The 18,154-nt window shown below is 72.0% G+C and carries 19 protein-coding genes; 10 read left to right on the top strand and 9 right to left on the bottom strand.

Annotated elements, in window-relative coordinates; all coding sequences use genetic code 11:
- Positions 1-40: 40 nt before the first annotated feature.
- The 3 genes from AW27_RS08355 to AW27_RS08345 all read left to right on the top strand — a co-directional run bounded on the left by AW27_RS08355 (position 41) and on the right by AW27_RS08345 (position 1,983).
- Complete coding sequence (locus AW27_RS08355) at positions 41-883, top strand: AraC family transcriptional regulator (protein WP_037929873.1); 843 nt, start codon at positions 41-43, stop codon at positions 881-883.
- Between the two features lie 72 nt (positions 884-955).
- Positions 956-1,678 carry an AzlC family ABC transporter permease gene (locus AW27_RS08350; RefSeq protein WP_370466465.1) on the top strand — a complete coding sequence of 241 codons (723 nt, stop codon included), beginning with the start codon at positions 956-958 and terminating at the stop codon, positions 1,676-1,678.
- A complete protein-coding gene (locus tag AW27_RS08345; protein ID WP_037929870.1) occupies positions 1,675-1,983 on the top strand; it encodes an AzlD domain-containing protein in 309 nt (102 codons plus the stop codon). The genes AW27_RS08350 and AW27_RS08345 overlap by 4 nt, the downstream gene beginning before the upstream one ends.
- Here the strand turns inward: AW27_RS08345 and AW27_RS08340 are convergent.
- Positions 1,952-2,923, bottom strand: a complete 972-nt coding sequence (locus AW27_RS08340) for a hypothetical protein (protein ID WP_052031343.1) — start codon at positions 2,921-2,923, stop codon at positions 1,952-1,954. The genes AW27_RS08345 and AW27_RS08340 overlap by 32 nt on opposite strands.
- Positions 2,924-3,079: 156 nt before the next feature.
- On the opposite strand from AW27_RS08340, the gene AW27_RS08335 reads away from it, so the two are divergent.
- Together AW27_RS08335 and AW27_RS08330 are read left to right on the top strand one after the other, a co-directional pair.
- Entirely contained in the window at positions 3,080-3,274 is a 195-nt protein-coding gene (locus AW27_RS08335) for a DUF3046 domain-containing protein (RefSeq protein ID WP_037929867.1), read from the top strand.
- A gap of 123 nt (positions 3,275-3,397) precedes the next feature.
- Positions 3,398-4,660, top strand: coding sequence for an AI-2E family transporter (locus AW27_RS08330; protein ID WP_078557158.1), 1,263 nt, complete (start codon positions 3,398-3,400; stop codon positions 4,658-4,660).
- On the opposite strand, the gene AW27_RS08325 is transcribed toward AW27_RS08330, so the two are convergent.
- The gene (locus AW27_RS08325) at positions 4,614-5,369 is read right to left on the bottom strand and encodes a Clp protease N-terminal domain-containing protein (RefSeq protein WP_037929865.1); all 756 of its coding nucleotides are present in this window, start codon (positions 5,367-5,369) and stop codon (positions 4,614-4,616) included. The two genes, AW27_RS08330 and AW27_RS08325, sit on opposite strands and share 47 nt — an antisense overlap.
- Before the next feature lie 112 nt (positions 5,370-5,481).
- On the opposite strand from AW27_RS08325, the gene AW27_RS08320 reads away from it, so the two are divergent.
- The gene (locus tag AW27_RS08320; protein WP_037929862.1) at positions 5,482-6,132 is read left to right on the top strand and encodes a class I SAM-dependent methyltransferase; all 651 of its coding nucleotides are present in this window, start codon (positions 5,482-5,484) and stop codon (positions 6,130-6,132) included.
- Here AW27_RS08320 and AW27_RS08315 read toward each other — a convergent pair.
- Together AW27_RS08315 and AW27_RS08310 are read right to left on the bottom strand one after the other, a co-directional pair.
- A complete protein-coding gene (locus tag AW27_RS08315) occupies positions 6,122-7,165 on the bottom strand; it encodes a S66 family peptidase (protein WP_037929860.1) in 1,044 nt (347 codons plus the stop codon). The genes AW27_RS08320 and AW27_RS08315 overlap by 11 nt on opposite strands.
- An 88-nt stretch (positions 7,166-7,253) precedes the next feature.
- Complete coding sequence (locus AW27_RS08310; protein ID WP_037929857.1) at positions 7,254-8,309, bottom strand: PP2C family protein-serine/threonine phosphatase; 1,056 nt, start codon at positions 8,307-8,309, stop codon at positions 7,254-7,256.
- 237 nt (positions 8,310-8,546) lie between these two features.
- Here AW27_RS08310 and recA point away from each other — a divergent pair, with 237 nt between their 5' ends.
- Together recA and recX are read left to right on the top strand one after the other, a co-directional pair.
- Positions 8,547-9,659, top strand: a complete 1,113-nt coding sequence (gene recA / locus AW27_RS08305) for a recombinase RecA (protein ID WP_037929854.1) — start codon at positions 8,547-8,549, stop codon at positions 9,657-9,659.
- A gap of 3 nt (positions 9,660-9,662) precedes the next feature.
- The gene (recX, locus tag AW27_RS08300) at positions 9,663-10,229 is read left to right on the top strand and encodes a recombination regulator RecX (RefSeq protein ID WP_037929851.1); all 567 of its coding nucleotides are present in this window, start codon (positions 9,663-9,665) and stop codon (positions 10,227-10,229) included.
- 215 nt (positions 10,230-10,444) lie between these two features.
- Here recX and AW27_RS08295 read toward each other — a convergent pair whose 3' ends face one another.
- The 5 genes from AW27_RS08295 to AW27_RS08275 form a co-directional block, all read right to left on the bottom strand.
- On the bottom strand, positions 10,445-12,037 hold the full coding sequence (locus AW27_RS08295) for an FAD-dependent monooxygenase (protein WP_052031341.1): 1,593 nt from the start codon (positions 12,035-12,037) through the stop codon (positions 10,445-10,447).
- A gap of 186 nt (positions 12,038-12,223) precedes the next feature.
- Positions 12,224-13,117, bottom strand: a complete 894-nt coding sequence (locus AW27_RS08290) for an amino acid ABC transporter permease (protein WP_037929848.1) — start codon at positions 13,115-13,117, stop codon at positions 12,224-12,226.
- The gene (locus AW27_RS08285) at positions 13,114-13,788 is read right to left on the bottom strand and encodes an amino acid ABC transporter permease (RefSeq protein ID WP_037929845.1); all 675 of its coding nucleotides are present in this window, start codon (positions 13,786-13,788) and stop codon (positions 13,114-13,116) included. Before AW27_RS08285 ends, AW27_RS08290 begins: the two co-directional genes overlap by 4 nt.
- A gap of 83 nt (positions 13,789-13,871) precedes the next feature.
- The gene (locus tag AW27_RS08280; RefSeq protein ID WP_037929842.1) at positions 13,872-14,723 is read right to left on the bottom strand and encodes a glutamate ABC transporter substrate-binding protein; all 852 of its coding nucleotides are present in this window, start codon (positions 14,721-14,723) and stop codon (positions 13,872-13,874) included.
- A gap of 118 nt (positions 14,724-14,841) precedes the next feature.
- Positions 14,842-15,627: an amino acid ABC transporter ATP-binding protein gene (locus tag AW27_RS08275; RefSeq protein ID WP_037929838.1), complete on the bottom strand. Its 786-nt coding sequence runs from the start codon at positions 15,625-15,627 to the stop codon at positions 14,842-14,844.
- Between the two features lie 365 nt (positions 15,628-15,992).
- Between AW27_RS08275 and AW27_RS08270 the strand changes: the two genes are divergently transcribed.
- Both AW27_RS08270 and AW27_RS08265 read left to right on the top strand, forming a co-directional pair.
- A complete protein-coding gene (locus tag AW27_RS08270) occupies positions 15,993-16,697 on the top strand; it encodes a response regulator transcription factor (RefSeq protein ID WP_037929835.1) in 705 nt (234 codons plus the stop codon).
- Positions 16,698-16,707: 10 nt separating this feature from the next.
- Complete coding sequence (locus tag AW27_RS08265) at positions 16,708-18,120, top strand: sensor histidine kinase (RefSeq protein WP_037929832.1); 1,413 nt, start codon at positions 16,708-16,710, stop codon at positions 18,118-18,120.
- The last annotated feature ends 34 nt before the right edge of the window (positions 18,121-18,154 follow it).

Raw genomic sequence — 18,154 nt, 5'->3', positions numbered from 1 at the left:
TGGGTAAACACGCGCCGGCGGCGGGGCGCAGAATGGGGGGATGGGGACGGCGGACGGCCACCGGGAGTGGGCACGGCACTGGCAGTACGAGGAACTGCCCGGCCTGGACCTGCTGCGCGCCCGCTACGTCCGCCACACGTTCCCGCGCCACGCGCACGACGGCTACGTCATCGCGGCCGTCACCGGCGGCATCGAGGAGGTCGGCCTGCCCGGCCACGTCGTGCGCGCCGGACCGGGCAGCGTGGTCCTGATCAACCCGGAGGTGCCCCACACGGCGCGCGCCGGTGCGCCCGAGGGGTGGGCGTACGCCACCCTCTACCCCTCCCGCGCCCTGATCGCCGAGGTCGCCGCCGAGGTCGGCACCCTGCGTGGCACCCCCGGCTTCACCGCGGACGTCGTCGCCGACCCGCAGGCCTCGCGCACGATCACCGAGGTGCACCGGGCCGCCGAAGCCGGGAACGCGCTGGCCGCCGACAGCCTTCTGCGGGGTGTCGTCGCCCGGATGCTGACCCGGTACGCGGGACCCCTGCCGGCCCGTACGCCCCGAGCCTCGGGCGGCGCCGACGCGGCGGCGGCCCGGGCCGTGCTGGAGGAACGCCTCGCCGACCCGCCGTCCCTGGAACAGCTCGCCGCGGAACTGGGCACGAGCCCGTTCGCCCTGCTGCGGGCCTTCCGGGACCGGTACGGGATGCCGCCGCACACCTGGCTGACCGACGCCAGGGTCCGGCGGGCGCGGCGGCTCCTCGACGCCGGCACCCCGCCGGCGGAGGCGGCGGTGGCCGTCGGCTTCACGGACCAGCCCCACCTGAACCGCCACTTCACCCGCATCGTGGGGGTCCCGCCGGGCGCCTACCGTCGGGAGCGGGTCCGGCCGGGGGCGTAACCCGGGGCGCCGCGCCGGTCGCGCGCAAGAACGTACAAGACCCATCCCGCCGGGCCCGCGTAGTTTCGGGGCGTGGGAGAGAAACAGCTGGTCACAGAGCCAGAAATAAGGGAGACAGCAGCCCCCGGCGGGCGGCCGCGGGCCGCGGTCGTACGGGACGCGCTCGGGGTGGGGGTCGCCGTCGGCCTATCCGGGTTCGCCTTCGGCGTGACGGCGGCCGGAGCCGGCATCAGCACCCTGCAGGCCTGCGTGCTGAGCCTGCTCGTGTTCACCGGGGCCTCGCAGTTCGCCCTGGTCGGGGCCCTGGCCGCGGGAGGCAACCCGTTCACGGCCGCCGCCGGGGCCTTCTTCCTCGGTACCCGGAACGCCTTCTACGGGCTGCGGCTGTCGCAGCTGCTCCGGCTGCCCCGGGCCGTACGGCCCCTCGCCGCGCACTGGGTGATCGACGAGACCACCGCCGTGGCGCTGGCCCAGCCCGACCGGAAATCGGCCCGGCTGGGCTTCACCGTCACCGGGCTCACCCTCTACGCGCTGTGGAACCTCACCACCCTGCTCGGCGCGCTGGGCGCCGAGGCGATCGGCGACACCCGTGCCTGGGGGCTGGACGCCGCCGGACCCGCCGTGTTCCTGGCCCTGCTCGCACCGATGCTGAGGACGGCCACCGAGCGTGCGGTCGCCGCCCTCGCGCTCGTCCTCGGGTTGGGATTCCTGCCCGTGCTGCCCGCCGGTGTGCCGGTACTGATCGCGGCCCTGGCCGCCCCCGCCGTGCTCTGGATGAAGGGACGCCGTTCGTGAACGTCTGGATCGCCATCGGGCTCACCGTCGTCGGCTGCTACGCCGTGAAGTACGCGGGGCTGCTGGTCCCCGCCGGGGCGCTGGAGCGGCCCCTGGTGCGCCGTCTGGCCGCGCTGCTGCCGGTCGCGCTGCTCGCCGCGCTCACGGCCCAACAGACCTTCAGCACCGGGTCCGCCCTGGTCGTCGACGCCCGCGCCGCCGGGCTGGCCGCCGCGGGCATCGCGCTGCTGCTGCGGGCCCCGTTCCTGGTCGTGGTGGCGGCCGCCGTCGCCGTTACCGCGGGGGTACGGGCCCTGGGAGGCTGACCCGAGCCGGAAGGCGCCCGTAGGCCCGCAGGGTCAGCAGGGCCTCCAGCGTCGCGATCGGCCGCCGCTCCAGGGAACTCCCCGGCGCCCAGGCCTCGCGGCGGACCGGCCAGCCGCCGTCCTGCTGCTGTCCGGCGGCGAGGAAGTCCAGCGAGCGGCGCATCTCCTCGTCGGTGAACCAGCCGCGGGCCAGTGACCCGGGCCGCCGCGCGAAGTCGTGCGGGAACAGCTGCTCGCCCGGCGCGTAGCCCGGAGCCGGCGGGAACTCGGCCCGCCGCCGCGGGTCGAGGACGACCAGTCGCTGCTCGCGCGCCAGCCGTCCCAGCCGGTCCGCGGCGGCTGCGGCGCGGGACCGGTCGGGGACTCCGTCGAGGAAGGCCACGGCGCTCTGCACCTCGTACGGATGCGAGCGGTGCAGGTTCTCGACCCGGTCCCAGCAGAAGTCCGTGGCCCGGAAGAGCCAGGCGTGCCAGACGCGGTTGCGGTGCAGCAGGCCGACGACCGGGCCGGTGGTCAGCAGCTCGCCCGGCGGTTCGTCGTACACCGGGTGGTAGGGGGCGGCGGGGTAGCCGGGGCGGGCCGGAAAGACCACCGGAAGGGCGCCCTCCGGGGTGGAGACCCCGGTCAGGTGGCGGCAGAGCCGCTCGATGCGCTGTCCGCCGCAGCGTCCCAGGCTGTCCAGCACCCGCAGCGCGTGCGCCGTGTGCAGGGGCTGGCTGATCGGGCCGCGCAGATCCGGATCGAGCGCGTGGCCGTAGCCGCCGTCGGGGTTGAGGTACGAGCCGAGCGCGGTGTCCACCGCGTCGGCGTCCCCGCCGAGGAAGTGGAACGCGAAGCGCCGTTGTTCCAGGACGCGGGCCGTGAGCCACATGAAGCGCTCGGCTCGGGCCAGAGCGGGCTGCGGGTCCGACGCGGGCGGAGGGGACTGCGTGGGGGGCATGGCCGGTGTGGGGTGTGCGGCCTGTGGGGATCGCGGGGATCGCGGGCTTTGTGGGGAAGCTTCGTCTCCGGGCATGCGTGCAACGTAGGGCGCGATCGCGGAGGGGCGTGGCGCGAACGCCGCCGGTGCACTCTCCCGGGGCGGGATACTGGGGGCATGCGGTTGACGATTTTCTGGGAGCGGATGGCCGAGCACTTCGGCGCCGGCTACGCCGACTCCTTCGCGCGGGACCACGTCATGGCGGAGCTGGGCGGCCTGACCGTCCACCAGGCCCTGGAGGCGGGCTGGGAGACCAAGGACGTGTGGCGCGCGGTGTGTTCGGCGATGGACGTGCCGGCCTCGCTGCGCTGACGCCCTGCGGCGGCCGGGCGGGAGGGCAGCGCCTTTCGCCGTACGGGCCGCTGGTGGGACAGACTGGGCGGCGTGGGAGCCACCGAAGACACGACCGACCAGCCCGCAGCCGTCCAGGGCGCGCTGCCCCCGCCCCGGGCAGCCGATCCCGGCGCCGCACCGGTCGCCTCCGGAACGGATCCGGACCCGGCGGCGGGCGCGGGGCCGGCGGGCAGCGGGGCGGCCCGGCCCGCCGATCCGGTCCCGCCGCAGGGTCCTGCCGGCCCGGGCGGGCCACCGGCCGGGGGAGACGGGCGCATGCCGCGCTGGCTGCCGCGCGCCGTGGTCCTGGTCCTGGGCCTCGTCGCCTGCTTCCAGCTCGGCAGCTGGGCCTTCCACCAGCTGACCGGGCTGCTCGTCAACATCCTGATCGCGTTCTTCCTCGCGCTCGCGATCGAACCCGCCGTCGCCAGGATGGCGGCCGGCGGCATGCGCCGCGGGTTCGCCACCTTCCTGGTGTTCACCGCGGTGTTCGTCGTGTCCGTCGGGTTCCTCGCGCTGCTCGGCTCCCTGCTCGCAGGGCAGATCGTCGCCATGGTGGAGGGCTTCCCGGGCTACCTCGACTCGGTGATCAACTTCATCAACTCCACCGTCCACACCGATCTGTCCCGGCTGGAGATCCAGGAGAGCGTGCTGCGCTCCGACTGGCTGCGCAAGTACGTGCAGAACAGTGCGTCCGGCGTGCTCGACGTGTCCGCCACCGTGCTCGGCGGGCTCTTCAAGCTGCTGACGATCGGCCTGTTCTCCTTCTACTTCGCCGCCGACGGACCGCGGCTGCGGCGCGCGCTGTGCTCCGTACTGCCGCCGGCGAAGCAGGCGGAGGTGCTGCGGGCCTGGGAGATCGCCGTGGCCAAGACCGGTGGCTACCTCTACTCGCGCGGGCTGATGGCACTGATCTCGGGCGTCGTGACCTACATCGTGCTGGCCGTCCTGGGGGTGCCGTACGCGCCCGCGCTCGCCGTGTGGGTGGGGCTGGTCTCGCAGTTCGTCCCCACCATCGGCACCTACCTCGCGGGCGCGCTGCCGGTCCTGCTCGCCTTCACCGTCGACCCCTGGTACGCGCTGTACGTCCTCGCCTTCGTGGTGATCTACCAGCAGTTCGAGAACTACATGCTCCAGCCGAAGCTGACGTCGAAGACCGTCGACATCCATCCGGCGGTGGCCTTCGGATCGGTCATCGCGGGCACCGCCCTGCTGGGCGCGGTCGGGGCGCTGATCGCCATCCCGGCCGTCGCCACGCTGCAGGCCTTCCTCGGCGCCTACGTCAGGCGCTACGAGCTGACGCGGGACGCGGACTCCTCTACGTCCCGTCCGCGTCGCGGAGTACGACTGCCAGGGCTTCGCTGACGCTCGCCTCCGCAGCTGCCTTGTCCAGGCCGAGGCCGCTCAGCAGGCCCTCGCCGTTCTCCAGCTCCAGGAGCGCGAGCAGGATGTGCTCGGTGCCGACGAAGTCGTGGCCCAGGCGCAGGGCCTCACGGAAGGTCAGCTCCAGGGCCTTCTTCGCCGAGGCGTCGAAGGGGACGAGGGCGGGGATCTCGTCCTGGGCCGGCGGGAGTGCGGCGGCCGCGGCGGCCCGTACGTCGTCCGGCGAGACCGACTGGGCGCGCAGGACGAGCCCCGCGAGGCCGTCGGCCTCGGCCATCAGGCCCAGGATCAGGTGCTCGGTGCGGATCTCGGCGTTCCCTGCGGCGCGGGCCTCGTTCTGCGCGGTCACGACCACGTTGCGGGCGCGCGGGGTGAAGCGGCCGAAGCCCGCGTTCGGGTCGAGGGCGTCGGCGCCCTCCTTGTCCGCCTTGGGGACGAAGCGCTTCTGGGCCGCCTGGCGGGTGACGCCCATGCTGCGGCCGATGTCGGTCCAGGAGGCGCCCGAGCGGCGGGCCTGGTCGACGAAGTGGCCGATGAGGTGGTCCGCGACGTCCCCGAGGGCCTCGGCGGCGACGACGGCGCCGCTGAGCTGCTCCAGGGGGTCGGTGTGGACCTTGTTGATGGCCTCGATCAGGTCGTCGAGGCGTACCGGATGGGTCATGCGAACGGGTTCCACCGAAGGGTTCGTCATGGGTGCAACCCTAGGTTGACAGTCGAAGGGGTGTCAACCCTGGGTTGTCACTCCATGGCTGCCGCTCCGGCGCCGCCGGTGCCATGCTGGGACCACGGACTGGGAGGATGCGATGGGTTTCTACGCCGAACGGATCGTTCCGCGGATCGTCGACCTCGCCTGCGGGGCGCGTGGCGCCCGGCCGCTCAGGCGGCGCGTCTGCGCCGGCCTGGCCGGGGAGGTCGTCGAGATCGGTTTCGGCTCCGGCCACAACGTGCCCTTCTACCCGCCGGGCGTCACCGGGGTGGCCGCGATCGAGCCCTCCGACGTGGCCTGGGGCCTCGCCGCCGACCGGATACGGGCCTCCCGGGTCCCGGTGCGGCGGGCCGGTCCGGACGGCCGGTCGCTGCCCTTCGAGGACGCCACCTTCGACGCGGCGCTGTCCACGTGGACGCTGTGCACCATCCCGGATCCGCTGGCCGCCCTGCGCGAGGTGCGGCGCGTGCTCAAGCCCGGATGCGGCCTGCACTTCGTCGAGCACGGCCTGGCGCCGCAGGGGGACGAGCGCGTGCGCCGCATGCAGCGGCGGATCGAACCGCTGAACAAGCGGCTCTGCGGCGGGTGCCACCTCACCCGGCCGACCGTCGACCTGCTGACCTCCGCCGGGTTCGTGATCACGGAACTCGACGTCTTCTATGAGGAGCGCGCGCCGAAACCCCTCGCCGCCGACTCGCTCGGCGTCGCACGCTCGCCCGTGCCCGGCGCAGGGCCGCTCAGTAGCTGACGGTGATCCGCCGGGCGGGTCCGTCCACCCGGATCCGCCCGCCCACGGGGATCACGAGTTGCGGGTCGGTATGGCCGAGGTCCACGTCGAAGACGGCCATGACGTCGGGGGCGTACTGCCGCAGTGCACGCAGGACGGCCTCGCGCTGCTCCTCGCGGTACCGCTCCTTCTGCCCGACGTCGAACCGGTTCTCGAACGACCAGCTCTTGGCCCGGCCCATCAGCAGCGCGGGGAACTGCCGCAGCAGTCCGCGCTCGCCCATGTTCCGGAGCATCCGGTAGACCTCCTCCGCGCGCGGCATCTCCTCGGAGGTCTCCAGGAAGAGCACGTCGCCCGCGTACTCTTCGGCGGGCAGTACCGCACGGTCGGCCGCCATCATCCAGGAGAGGACCTCCAGGTTGCCGCCCCAGCCGGCGCCCTCGACCACCCGGTCGCCGTTGTGCCAGGTCCAGCCGTAGGAGCGTGCCATCGGCGGCTCGGACTCCAGGCTGAGCGGGTCCTCCCAGGGCAGGTTGACGTCCCCGTACTCGCCGGACCGGCTGAGTTCGTACGCGCCCGAGGTGAACAATGCGGCCCGGAGCGAGTCGGCGGTGGCCGGGTGCATCGCGCCGGGTCGGCCGAGCTCGACCATGACCGAGGCGCCGTGGTAGGCGACGATGCCCAGGTTCCGCAGGAACAGCAGGAGGTTGGTGTTGTCGCTGTAGCCGAAGAACGGCTTGGGGTTGGCCCGCAGCAGATCGCCGTCGAGGTGGGGGAGGACGGTGATCTGGTCGTCGCCGCCGATGCTGGCGATCACCGCCCTGATGTCGGGGTCCGCGAAGGCGGCGTGGATGTCCGCGGCCCGCTCCTCGGGCGTCGCGCCCATCTTCCGCGTGGTCGGGTACTCCACGGGCTCCAGCCCGAAGTCGTCACGGAGCCTGCGCAGCCCCAGCTCGTAGGGGAGCGGGAAGAGGCCGGGCAGCCCGGCCGAGGGGGACAGGACGGCGACCCGGTCCCCGGGTCGGGGCTTGGGCGGATACAGCAATTCGATCATCCGGCGATCGTAGGGGACCCGTGCGCGATGCGCCCCGTGCCCCGTGCGCCCCCGTGACCGTGGGCCGGCGACCTGGAGGGCGCGCGACCTACGGGGGATCCGCGGTCAGGGGGCCGCGCAGGCGGACGGCCAGGGCCGCGATGTCGTCGTCGAGACGCCCCCTGCTGTAGCGCAGGAGGTCGCGGTGGAGGGCCTTGAGGAGCGCTTGCGGCGGAGTCGGGGGCTGGCTGCCCATCCACGTGGCCAGCGGGAAGAACTCGCCGTCGCGGGCACGGGCCTCGGCGATCCCGTCGGTGTAGAGGAGCAGCAGGTCGTCGGGGGCGAAGTCGAAGCTGTCGATGCTGTACCGGTCGCCGATCAGGTCCGCGAGGCTGAGCAGCGGCGACGGGGCGGTCGATTCGAGGGTGCGCAGCCCGCGGCGGTTCAGGAGCAGTGGCGGGGGGTGCCCGCAGTTGAGGACGTCGATGCGGCCGCCCTCGTGCGGGATCTGGACGAGCAGGGCGGTGGCGAAGCGCTCCATCGGCCCCTCGGGCGGGAAGGCTGCGTTGTAGCGGGTGCTGCTGGCGTCCAGCCGGCGGGCGACCTCGACCAGGTCGGGCTCGCCGTAGGCGGCCTCCCGGAAGGCGTTGACGATCGCCGCGGCGGCCCCGACCGCCGGCAGGCCCTTGCCGCGCACGTCACCGATGAGCAGTCTGACGCCGTGCGGGGTGTCGGCCACCTCGTAGAAGTCCCCGCCGATGCTGGCCTCCGCCGCGGCCGCGAGGTACAGGGATTCGATCTCGATCCTGCCGAGGAGGCGCGGCATGGGGCTGAGGACCACCTGCTGCGCCGCGTCGGCGACGAGTCTGACCTGGAAGAGCGTGCGCTCCCGCTGGAGCCGGACGTGGCTGCCGTACGCGGCGGCCACGGTGACCGCGATGATCCCCGCGCACGTCCACCACGTGCCGAGGTCCGGGAAGATGAAGCTGAGGCCGATCATCAGGATGAGGCAGACGGTCCCGAGCAGGACGGTGGGGAGCACGGTCCACATCGCGGCGGCGAGGGCCGGCGCCGCGGGTAGGAGGCGGCTGAAGGCCATCTCCGGCGGAGTGTTGTATGCCAGGCCGGCGATGACGATGGTCAGGATGACCGGCGACAGCCGCACGAGCCTTCCCGGGCCGGGGCGCCTACGGAGTCGTGGCCGTCCAGACTCGATCACACTCCATAGGATATCTGTGTAATCAGGGCATAGCGCTCTGGGTGTGGCGAGCTTGACAGGAAAATCGAACATCCATTCTGATGGGTTATCCACAGCCGAACCGGTCGTGGAGGCGCATTGTCAGTGGCAGGCATTAGCGTCAATGGCGTGAAGCGATCGACTCAAGCAAACCGGGTGGAACCCATGGCAGGCACCGACCGTGAGAAGGCTCTCGACGCCGCTCTCGCACAGATTGAACGGCAATTCGGCAAGGGCGCGGTCATGCGTCTCGGCGACAAGCCGAACGACCCCATCGACGTCATCTCCACCGGGTCGACGGCGCTGGACATCGCCCTGGGCGTCGGCGGGCTGCCGCGCGGCCGCGTCGTCGAGATCTACGGCCCGGAATCCTCCGGTAAGACGACCCTGACCCTCCACGCCGTGGCCAATGCGCAGAAGGCCGGTGGCACCGTCGCCTTCGTGGACGCCGAGCACGCACTCGACCCGGAGTACGCCAAGGCCCTCGGCGTCGACACCGACAACCTCATCCTGTCGCAGCCGGACACCGGTGAGCAGGCACTGGAGATCGTGGACATGCTGGTCCGCTCCGGTGCCCTCGACCTGATCGTCATCGACTCCGTGGCGGCCCTCGTGCCGCGCGCCGAGATCGAGGGCGAGATGGGCGACTCGCACGTGGGTCTGCAGGCCCGCCTGATGAGCCAGGCGCTCCGGAAGATCACCGGTGCCCTCAACCAGTCCAAGACCACCGCGATCTTCATCAACCAGCTCCGCGAGAAGATCGGCGTGATGTTCGGCTCGCCCGAGACCACGACCGGTGGCCGCGCGCTGAAGTTCTACGCCTCGGTGCGCATCGACATCCGCCGCATCGAGACGCTGAAGGACGGCACGGAGGCGGTCGGCAACCGAACCCGCTGCAAGGTCGTGAAGAACAAGGTCGCGCCGCCGTTCAAGCAGGCCGAGTTCGACATCCTCTACGGCCAGGGCATCAGCCGCGAGGGCGGCCTGATCGACATGGGCGTGGAGCACGGCTTCATCCGCAAGGCCGGCGCCTGGTACACGTACGAGGGCGACCAGCTCGGCCAGGGCAAGGAGAACGCCCGCAACTTCCTCAAGGACAACCCGGACCTCGCGAACGAGATCGAGCGGAAGATCAAGGAGAAGCTGGGCGTGGGCCTCCGCAAGGACGGCGACGACGCGGCCGCTGCCACACCCGCCGCCCCCGCCGATGCCGCGGCCGCGCCCGCACCGGCATCGAAGGCCAAGACGGCGGCCAAGGCCGCCGTGGCCAAGAGCTGACCCGTGCTCGGGCAGGAAGCGGGCGGCAGGAGCCGAGGAGGCGGTGAGGGCCGCCAGGAGCTGCCGCCCCAGACCCCCGAGGAGCAGGCGCGGGCCATCTGCCTGCGCCTGCTCACGGGGAACCCGCGTACCCGGCGCCAGCTCGCGGACGCCCTGCACAAGCGGGGCATCCCCGACGAGGTGTCACAGCAGGTCCTTTCCCGTTACGAGGAAGTGGGCCTGATCGACGACGCGGCGTTCGCCGGAGCCTGGGTCGAGTCCCGCCACCGCGGCCGGGGCCTGGCCCGCCGCGCGCTCGCCCAGGAGCTCCGGACCAAGGGGGTGCACGCCACCCTCGTGGAGGAGGCCCTGGGCCGGCTGGACTCCGACCAGGAGGAGCAGACCGCCCGCGAGCTCGTCGAGCGCAAGCTCCGATCCACCCGGGGCCTGGAGCGGGAGAAGCGGATCCGGCGGCTGGCCGGAATGCTCGCCCGCAAGGGATACCCGGAAGGCATGGCCCTGAGAGTGGTCCGCCGCGCACTGGAAGCGGAGGGCGAGGACGCCGACGACCTCGGGTATCCGGGGGACTGAGCCGCGCGCGGCCCGGGGCGGGCGCAGCCCTCGGGCCGGACGCCGGGCGACCCCCACGACACGGGGAGCGCCGCGCCGCCCACGAGAGCGTGCGCACCTCCTCGGGGGTGGGGCCGCCGAAGTGCCCCGCCCGGACCGACCCGAGTCCCGCGGGCCCGTGGAGGCGGGGAACGCGGTGGCCGTGGGACCCCGGCCGGGATGCGGCCCGCACACGGTCAGTCGATCACGACGGTCGGTGTCGGTGTGGGTGTCTGCGGCTTCGAGGCCGCGGGTACCCGGGAGGCGGGAGCACCGGCCCGGACGGCGTCCGCCGCCTCGTACAGCTCTGCCGGGCGGACCCCTGCGAAGGTCGCCGCCAGATGCCCGTCCGGTCGCACGAGGAGCACGGTGTGCGCCGGGGCGCCTGGGTAGCTGTCGGCGACGAGCAGGTCGGTGCGGACGGGCAGGGCGCTGACCGCGGCGGCCAGGCGGGGCATCAGCCCGGCGCCCATCCAGTGGCGCCGGTCCCACACCCCGGTGCCCGGGGCCACCAGCACCACCAGCAGCCGGCCCTGGCCCAGCAGGTCCCGCAGCGGCACCGTCGCCCCGTCGGGCGCGGTGACCGGGACGTTCGCGACCGGCCCGCCCGGTTCCGTGGCCGTCGGCACCTCGCGCACGGCGACGGGCGGGGCGTACGCCGGCTCCGCGCCCAGCGGCCCCCGGCCCAGATGGCCGTCGGTCAGCAGGGACTCGGCGGAACGCGAGGCTCCCGGAAGGTAGTTGCGCAGACCGCTCCCGGTCCGCAGCGTCGGCATGGCCTGGTCGGCCGCGCGCAGCCGGGCGGCCACCGCGGTGCGCCGTTCGTCCTCATAGCTGTCGAGCAGAGCCGCAGAGGCGCCCTGGTGCCAGGCCAGGGAGAGCTTCCACGCCAGGTTCTCGGCGTCCCGGAGCCCCTCCTCGACGCCCTGGGTGCCGAGCGCGCCCAGCAGGTGCGCGGCATCGCCGGCGAGGAACGCCCGCCCGTCCCGCCAGCGCCGGGCCAGCCGGTGGTGCAGGGTGTGCACGCCGGTGTCGAGCAGGTCGTACGGGGGAGTCGTACCGCCGCACCACTGCGCGAGGGTGTCGCGGATCAGGGTGACCAGCGCGTCGGGGGTGACGAGCTCGCCGCGCGCCGGGAGCAGCCAGTCCAGCCGCCAGACCCCGTCGGGCAGCGGCCGCGACGTGACCTCCTGCGGCGCGCTGCGGTGCAGCAGGGCCTCGCCGGGCCAGGGCAGTTCGGTGCGCAGCGCGGCCACGGCGTGGCGTTCGACGGCGGTACGGCCCGGGAAGCGGATCCCGAGCAGCTTGCGCACGGTGGAGCGGGCCCCGTCGCAGCCGACCACGTAACTTCCGCGCCACCAGGTGGTCTCGGCGCCCCGGGTGTGCGCGGTGACGCCCCGGTCGTCCTGTTCCAGGGAGTCCAGCTTGCTGTCCCAGACCAGCTGGACGAGGGGGTGCGCGGCCGCGGAATCACGCAGTCCGCGCGCCAGAGCGTGCTGAGGGACGTGCAGGGGCGCGGGATGGTCCTCGAAGGTGAGCCGTTGGGCGTCCCGGCCGCGCCGCATGGTGCGCCAGGCGGCGAAGTACGCCGCCTCGTCGCGCAGGGTCGTGCAGCCCAGCCGGTGCGCCATGGCCGCCGTGTCCGCGTGGAGGACGACCGTGCGGGCCGGCCGTACCTCGTCCTTGCCGGGCCGCTCGTCGAGCACGACGGAGGGCACGCCCGCGCCCGCGAGCGCCAGGGCCAGGGACAGTCCGACGGGCCCCGCGCCGACGACGATCACCGGGTCCACGGCGCGGCTCCCGATGTCCGGTATGTGATCACAGAACGTATGCAACCCATTGGAGGTGTCTGCGTCAAGTGACACCCGAGGGCGCAACGCAGCGTGGTGCGGCGGATGTGTTCCGCCGCACCACGCTGGATAAGCACCATGGCTGACCGGACGTCAGGCCTCGGGGGCTGCCGGTCGGGGGTGCCGTCAGGCTCCGGCCGCGGTGTTCGCCCCGGGGACCGGGTCGTCGACCTCTTCCGCGCCGAGCACCGCACCGGTGCTCTTCTTCGACCCCCGCAGCCGCTTCTCCAGCCAGGAGGCCAGAGTGGTCAGGGTGAAGTTCACCACGATGTAGATCAGGGCGATCACGAGCATCGTCGGGATCGTGTTGCTGTAGTTCGCCGCGATCTGCCGGTTCATGGAGAGCAGTTCCGCGAAGCCGAGCAGGGCGCCGCCGAGCGCGGTGTCCTTCAGGATCACGACCAGCTGGCTGACCAGCGCCGGCAGCATGGCCGTGACGGCCTGCGGCAGCAGCACGTGGGTCATGGTCTGGCCCTTGCGCAGGCCGATGGCCTTCGCCGCCTCCGACTGCCCCTTGGGGAGGGAGAGCACGCCCGCCCGGACGATCTCTGCGATGACGGCCGAGTTGTAGAGGACGAGGCCCGTGACCACGGCCCAGAACGGCCGGGTGTCGGAGGGGACGTCCATGAGCTGGGGGGCGTACAGCGCGCTGCTGAACAGCATCAGCATCAGCACGGGGATGGCGCGGAAGAACTCCACCCACGCGCCGACCGCTGCCCGGACTCCGGCGTGGTCGGACAGCCGGCCGATGCCCAGGGCCGCACCGAGCGGGAGGGCGATCACCATGGCCAGCGCACCGGCCTTGAGGGTCTCCACCAGACCGGGAATCAGGTACGTGGTCCAGACCCGGCTGTCGGTGACGAAGGGGGTCCACTTGTCGGCGTCGAGCTGGCCCTTCTCGCCCATGAGGGACAGCGCCCACCACAGGGCGAGACCGAACAGGACGACGAAGATCCCGCTGTAGATCCAGTTGCGCACCTTGGCCCGGGGGCCGGGGGTGTCGTACAGCACGGAGCTCATCGCTTCACCGCCACTCGCTTGGCCACCCAGCCCAGCAGCAGACCGGTGGGGAGGGTCAGAAGAACGAAACCGAGGGCGAAGACCGCAAAGACGGCGAAGACCGCCTGGGCCTCGTTCTCCAGCATCTCCTTCATCAGCAGCGCCGCCTCGGCCACGCCGATGGTCGCCGCCACCGTGGTGTTCTTGGTGAGCGCGATCAGTACGTTGGCGAGCGGTGCGACGACCGCCCGGAAGGCCTGGGGGAGCACGATCAGCGTGAGCACCTGGAAGAAGCTCAGCCCCAGTGCGCGGGCCGCCTCGGCCTGGCCGACGGGCACGGTGTTGATGCCGGCGCGCAGGGCCTCGCAGACGAAGGTGCCGGTGTAGGCGACCAATCCGAGGACCGCGAGCCGGAAGCCGGTCTCCTTGAAGGTGGTGCCGCCCAGATCGATCCCGAGGGTCTGGCTGAGACCCAGCGAGCAGCCGATGACCAGCAAGGTCAGCGGAGTGTTGCGCACCAGGTTGACGTACGCGGTACCGAAGCCCCGCAGCAGCGGGACCGGGCTGACCCGCATTCCCGCCAGGACGGTGCCCCAGATCAGGGACCCGACCGCCGAGTAGAGGGTGAGCTGAACCGTCACCCAGAAGGCTCCGAGCACGTCGTACTGCCCGGAATCAAGAAAATCGAACACGATGCCCTGCGCTCTCCCCAGGATGGCCGGTGAGGTGCGCCGCCGCCCGAGGCAGGCGGGCGGCGACGTCCCTCACCGATGAATCAGCTGCCTTCGGTGATCTGCGGAGCAGGCTCGTTCTTGTAGTTGGCCGGGCCGAGGTTCGCGTCCACCGCCTTCTGCCAGCTGCCGTCCTCGACCATCTTCTTGAGCGCGGCGTTGATCTTGGTCTGGAGCTCCTTGTCGCCCTTCTTCAGGCCGATGCCGTAGTTCTCGTTGCTCATGCTCAGACCGACGAGCTTGAACTTGCCCTTGTTCTGCTCCTGCGCGGCATAGCCGGCCAGGATCGAGTTGTCCGTGGTGAGGGCGTCGACCTTGCCGTTCTCCAGGCCGGTGAGGCACTCGGAGTAGCCGCCCTGCTCCAGCAGGTCGGCCTCGGGGGCCAGGGTCTTCTTGACGTTCTGTGCCGAGGTGGAGCCGGTGACCGAGCAGAGCTTCTTCTTGTTCAGGTCCTCGACCTTGGTGATGCTCGTGTCGTCCGCGCGGACCAGCAGGTCCTGGTGCGCGAGGAAGTACGGGCCGGCGAAGTCGACCCGCTCCTTGCGCTTGTCGTTGATCGAGTAGGTCGCGACGATGAACTTGACGTCGCCGTTGGAGAGCAGGTTCTCGCGCTCGGCGCTGACGGCCTGCTTGAACTCGATCTGGTCGGGCTGGTAGCCGAGCTCCTTGGCGACGTAGGTCGCCACGTCGACGTCGAAGCCCGTGAACTTGCCGTCCGGGGTCTTCAGGCCGAGACCGGGCTGGTCGTACTTGATACCGACGACGATCTTGTCCTTGGTGCCACCGGACGCACCGCCGTCAGAGGCGGCGTCCTGCTTGCTGCCGCCACACGCGGTCGCGGTCAGGGACAGGGCGACGGCGACTGCCGCGGCCGCGGCGGCCTTGGAGATCTTCATGGTGAACTTCCCTCGGATGAGACGTTGTTGAACGACGAGCGACGCTTGCGGCGCACGCACGGCCGACAGGAACCCGTCCGGCGGTGATCCGCACACGGATCACTACCAGACGTAAACCTCAGTGGTGCAGGATCTTCGACAGGAAGTCCTTCGCCCGATCACTGCGCGGGTTGCTGAAGAACTGCTCGGGGGTGGCCTCTTCGACGATCTTTCCGTCGGCCATGAAGACGACCCGGTTCGCCGCGGAGCGGGCGAAGCCCATCTCGTGCGTCACGACGACCATGGTCATCCCCTCGCGGGCGAGCTGCTGCATGACCTCCAGCACCTCGTTGATCATCTCCGGGTCGAGGGCCGAGGTGGGCTCGTCGAAGAGCATCACCTTCGGCTCCATCGCCAGCGCGCGGGCGATGGCCACGCGCTGCTGCTGGCCGCCGGAGAGCTGGGCCGGGTACTTGTCGGCCTGGGTGCCGACGCCGACCCGCTCCAGCAGGGACACCGCCTTCGCGCGGGCCGTGGCCTGATCGGTCTTGCGGACCTTCAGCTGGCCCAGCATGACGTTCTCCAGCACCGTCTTGTGCGCGAAGAGATTGAAGGACTGGAACACCATGCCGACGTCGGCGCGCAGACGGGCGAGCTCCTTGCCCTCGGAGGGCAGCTCCTTGCCGTCGAGCGTGATGGTGCCCGAGTCGATGGTCTCCAGGCGGTTGATGGTCCGGCACAGCGTGGACTTGCCCGATCCCGAAGGACCGATCACCACGACCACCTCGCCGCGGGCAATGCTCAGATCGATGTCCTGAAGCACGTGCAGCGCGCCGAAGTGCTTGTTGACGTTGCTCAGCACGACCAGGTCGTCCGCGGTACCGGCCGCGTCCTGAACGTCCTTGGTCACTGATACTCCGCTCATCGGCTTCTAGCTCCGTCCTCCTCGGTTGGGAGGACAGTAGTGACGACCCGCGCACAACGTCATCACATCTGAGGGAGAATTGAGCATAACGATCCGGCCTCCAACGGATACGCTCCGTGCGCGGCCCCGGCGTGGTCGATCATGCGCGCGTACCGGGTGCATAACGGAAGGCCCGCCGCGGCGGAACCCCCTTGACGTGGGACTCCGCATCGGCGTGGATGCAGGGTGGCCTTTTCTGCGGCCGTGCGTCCGGCACCGACCTGCCGCGCGGTCCGGGAAACCGCAAGGACCGTGACCCCCGACCGAGACCACGGCCGAGATTCGGGTACCGGTCGACCGAGAAAGAATGAGGAAAGGGGGACGACATGAGACTGCTGCTCGTCGAGGACGACGACCACGTCGCCGCCGCCCTGTCCGCGGTCCTCGCCCGGCACGGCTTCCAGGTCACCCACGCCCGCAACGGTGAGGAGGCGCTCCAGGCGCTGCTGCCCGCCGGCGCCCCGCCCTTCGGCGTGGTCCTGCTCGATCTCGGCCTGCCCGACCAGGACGGCTACGAGGTGTGCGGCAAGATCCGCAAGCGCACCGCCACGCCCGTCATCATGGTCACCGCGCGGGCCGACGTACGCTCCCGGATCCACGGCCTGAACATGGGAGCCGACGACTACGTCGTCAAGCCCTACGACACCGGCGAGCTCCTCGCCCGCATCCACGCCGTCGCCCGGCGCACCGGGGCCTCCGAGGAGGCGCTCGCCACCGGAACCGGTGCTCCCCCCACCGTCCGCCTCGGCCCCGTCAGCATCGAGCTGCCCACCCGCCGGGTCAGCGTGGACGGCATCGACGTACCCCTCACGCGCAAGGAGTTCGACCTGCTGGCCCTGCTCGCGCAGCGGCCCGGTGTCGTCTTCCGGCGCGAGCAGATCATCAGCGAGGTGTGGCGCACCAGCTGGGAGGGGACCGGGCGCACCCTGGAGGTCCACGTCGCCTCGCTGCGCTCCAAGCTGCGCATGCCCGCCCTGATCGAGACCGTCCGAGGGGTGGGCTACCGGCTCGTCGCCCCCACCGCCCCCTAGGGACCCTGCCGTGCGCGCACGTCTGCTGCCCCTGCTCGTCATCCTGATGGCGGGCACGCTCCTCGCGCTCGGCTTCCCGCTCGCGGTGTCCCTCGCCGCCGGGCAGCAGCAGCGGGTCGTGGTCGACCGCATCGACGACAGTGCCCGCTTCGCCGCCCTCGCCCAGTTCGTCATCGACGCCGAGGGGGCCGGTTCCACCGGCGCCGGCGAGCGCCGGGACCTGCTCCAGCTCGAACTCGCCCGCTACCAGGAGCTGTACGGCATCCGCGTCGGGGTCTTCCTCCGCGACGACCACGCCCTGGCGCGTTCCCCCGGCTGGTGGCAGCTCCCCGAATCCGGTGAGGGCCGCCGTGCCTTCAAAGAGGCGCTCGCCGGGCGCCGCAGCCACGACCCGCCGCAGGTGTGGCCCTGGCAGACCAACGGAAAGCTGCTCGTCGTCTCCCCGGTCGTCCTCGACGGCGACGTGGTTGCGGTCGTCGCCACCGAATCGCCGACCGACCTCATGCGCGGCCGGATCCTGACGGGCTGGCTGCTCATCGCCGGCGGCCTCGCGGCCGCGATGCTGGTCGCCTTCGGCGCCGCCCTGCGGCTCACCAGCTGGGTGCTCAAGCCCGTACGGACCCTGGACGCCGCCGCCCACGGCATCGCCACCGGGCGGATGAACTCCAGGGTCGCGGCCGCCAGCGGACCGCCGGAACTACAGCGCCTGGCCCACTCGTTCAACGAGATGGCCGACAACGTCGAAGAGGCGCTGGAGCAACAGCGGGCCTTCGTCGCCGACGCCTCGCACCAGTTGCGCAACCCGCTCGCGGCGCTGCTCCTGCGCATCGAACTGCTGGCCCTCGAACTGCCCGAGGGCAACGAGGAGATCGCCTCCGTACGGACCGAGGGCAAGCGCCTGACCCAGGTCCTGGACGACCTCCTCGACCTCGCGCTGGCCGAGCACGCCTCCGCCGAGATCAGCCTCACCGACGTCGGCGCGCTGGCGGCGGAGCGGGTCGCCGCCTGGCGGCCGTACGCCGAGGAGAAGGGCGTCCGGCTCGCCGAGGGGGGCCGGACCGCCGTCACCGGCTGGGCGGACCCCATCGCGCTGTCCAGCGCGCTCGACGCCGTCATCGACAACGCCCTCAAGTTCACGCCCGCCGGCGAGGAGGTCGAGGTGTCGGTCTCGGCCGAGGGCCGCTCGGTGCGCGTGGTCGTCGCCGACCACGGGCCCGGCCTCACCGAGGACGAGCTGCAGCGCGTCGGCGACCGCTTCTGGCGCAGCGGCCGCCACCAGAACATCAAGGGCTCCGGACTCGGCCTGTCGATCTCCCGGGCCCTGCTGGCCGCGGGCGGCGGGACCCTCGCCTACGAGACGAACCCGCCGCACGGACTGCGCGTGACCGTGACCGTCCCGCGCACCGGCCCCGAGGCCTCCTGACCCCCGGCCCGATCCCGGCCCGATCCCGGCCCGA

This window comes from Streptomyces sp. PCS3-D2 (assembly GCF_000612545.2).
GTDB lineage: Bacteria > Actinomycetota > Actinomycetes > Streptomycetales > Streptomycetaceae > Streptomyces.
This window is presented reverse-complemented; position numbering and strand designations above follow the sequence as displayed.

Excerpts from the sequence above, each read along its gene's own strand:
- AW27_RS08355 (WP_037929873.1), top strand. The coding sequence starts at position 41 with ATGGGGACGGCGGACGGCCACCGGGAGTGGGCACGGCACTGGCAGTAC.
- AW27_RS08340 (WP_052031343.1), bottom strand. The coding sequence starts at position 2,923 with ATGCCCCCCACGCAGTCCCCTCCGCCCGCGTCGGACCCGCAGCCCGCT.
- AW27_RS08335 (WP_037929867.1), top strand. The coding sequence starts at position 3,080 with ATGCGGTTGACGATTTTCTGGGAGCGGATGGCCGAGCACTTCGGCGCC.
- AW27_RS08325 (WP_037929865.1), bottom strand. The coding sequence starts at position 5,369 with ATGACGAACCCTTCGGTGGAACCCGTTCGCATGACCCATCCGGTACGC.
- AW27_RS08320 (WP_037929862.1), top strand. The coding sequence starts at position 5,482 with ATGGGTTTCTACGCCGAACGGATCGTTCCGCGGATCGTCGACCTCGCC.
- AW27_RS08315 (WP_037929860.1), bottom strand. The coding sequence starts at position 7,165 with ATGATCGAATTGCTGTATCCGCCCAAGCCCCGACCCGGGGACCGGGTC.
- recA (WP_037929854.1), top strand. The coding sequence starts at position 8,547 with ATGGCAGGCACCGACCGTGAGAAGGCTCTCGACGCCGCTCTCGCACAG.
- AW27_RS08290 (WP_037929848.1), bottom strand. The coding sequence starts at position 13,117 with ATGAGCTCCGTGCTGTACGACACCCCCGGCCCCCGGGCCAAGGTGCGC.
- AW27_RS08280 (WP_037929842.1), bottom strand. The coding sequence starts at position 14,723 with ATGAAGATCTCCAAGGCCGCCGCGGCCGCGGCAGTCGCCGTCGCCCTG.
- AW27_RS08275 (WP_037929838.1), bottom strand. The coding sequence starts at position 15,627 with ATGAGCGGAGTATCAGTGACCAAGGACGTTCAGGACGCGGCCGGTACC.
- AW27_RS08270 (WP_037929835.1), top strand. The coding sequence starts at position 15,993 with ATGAGACTGCTGCTCGTCGAGGACGACGACCACGTCGCCGCCGCCCTG.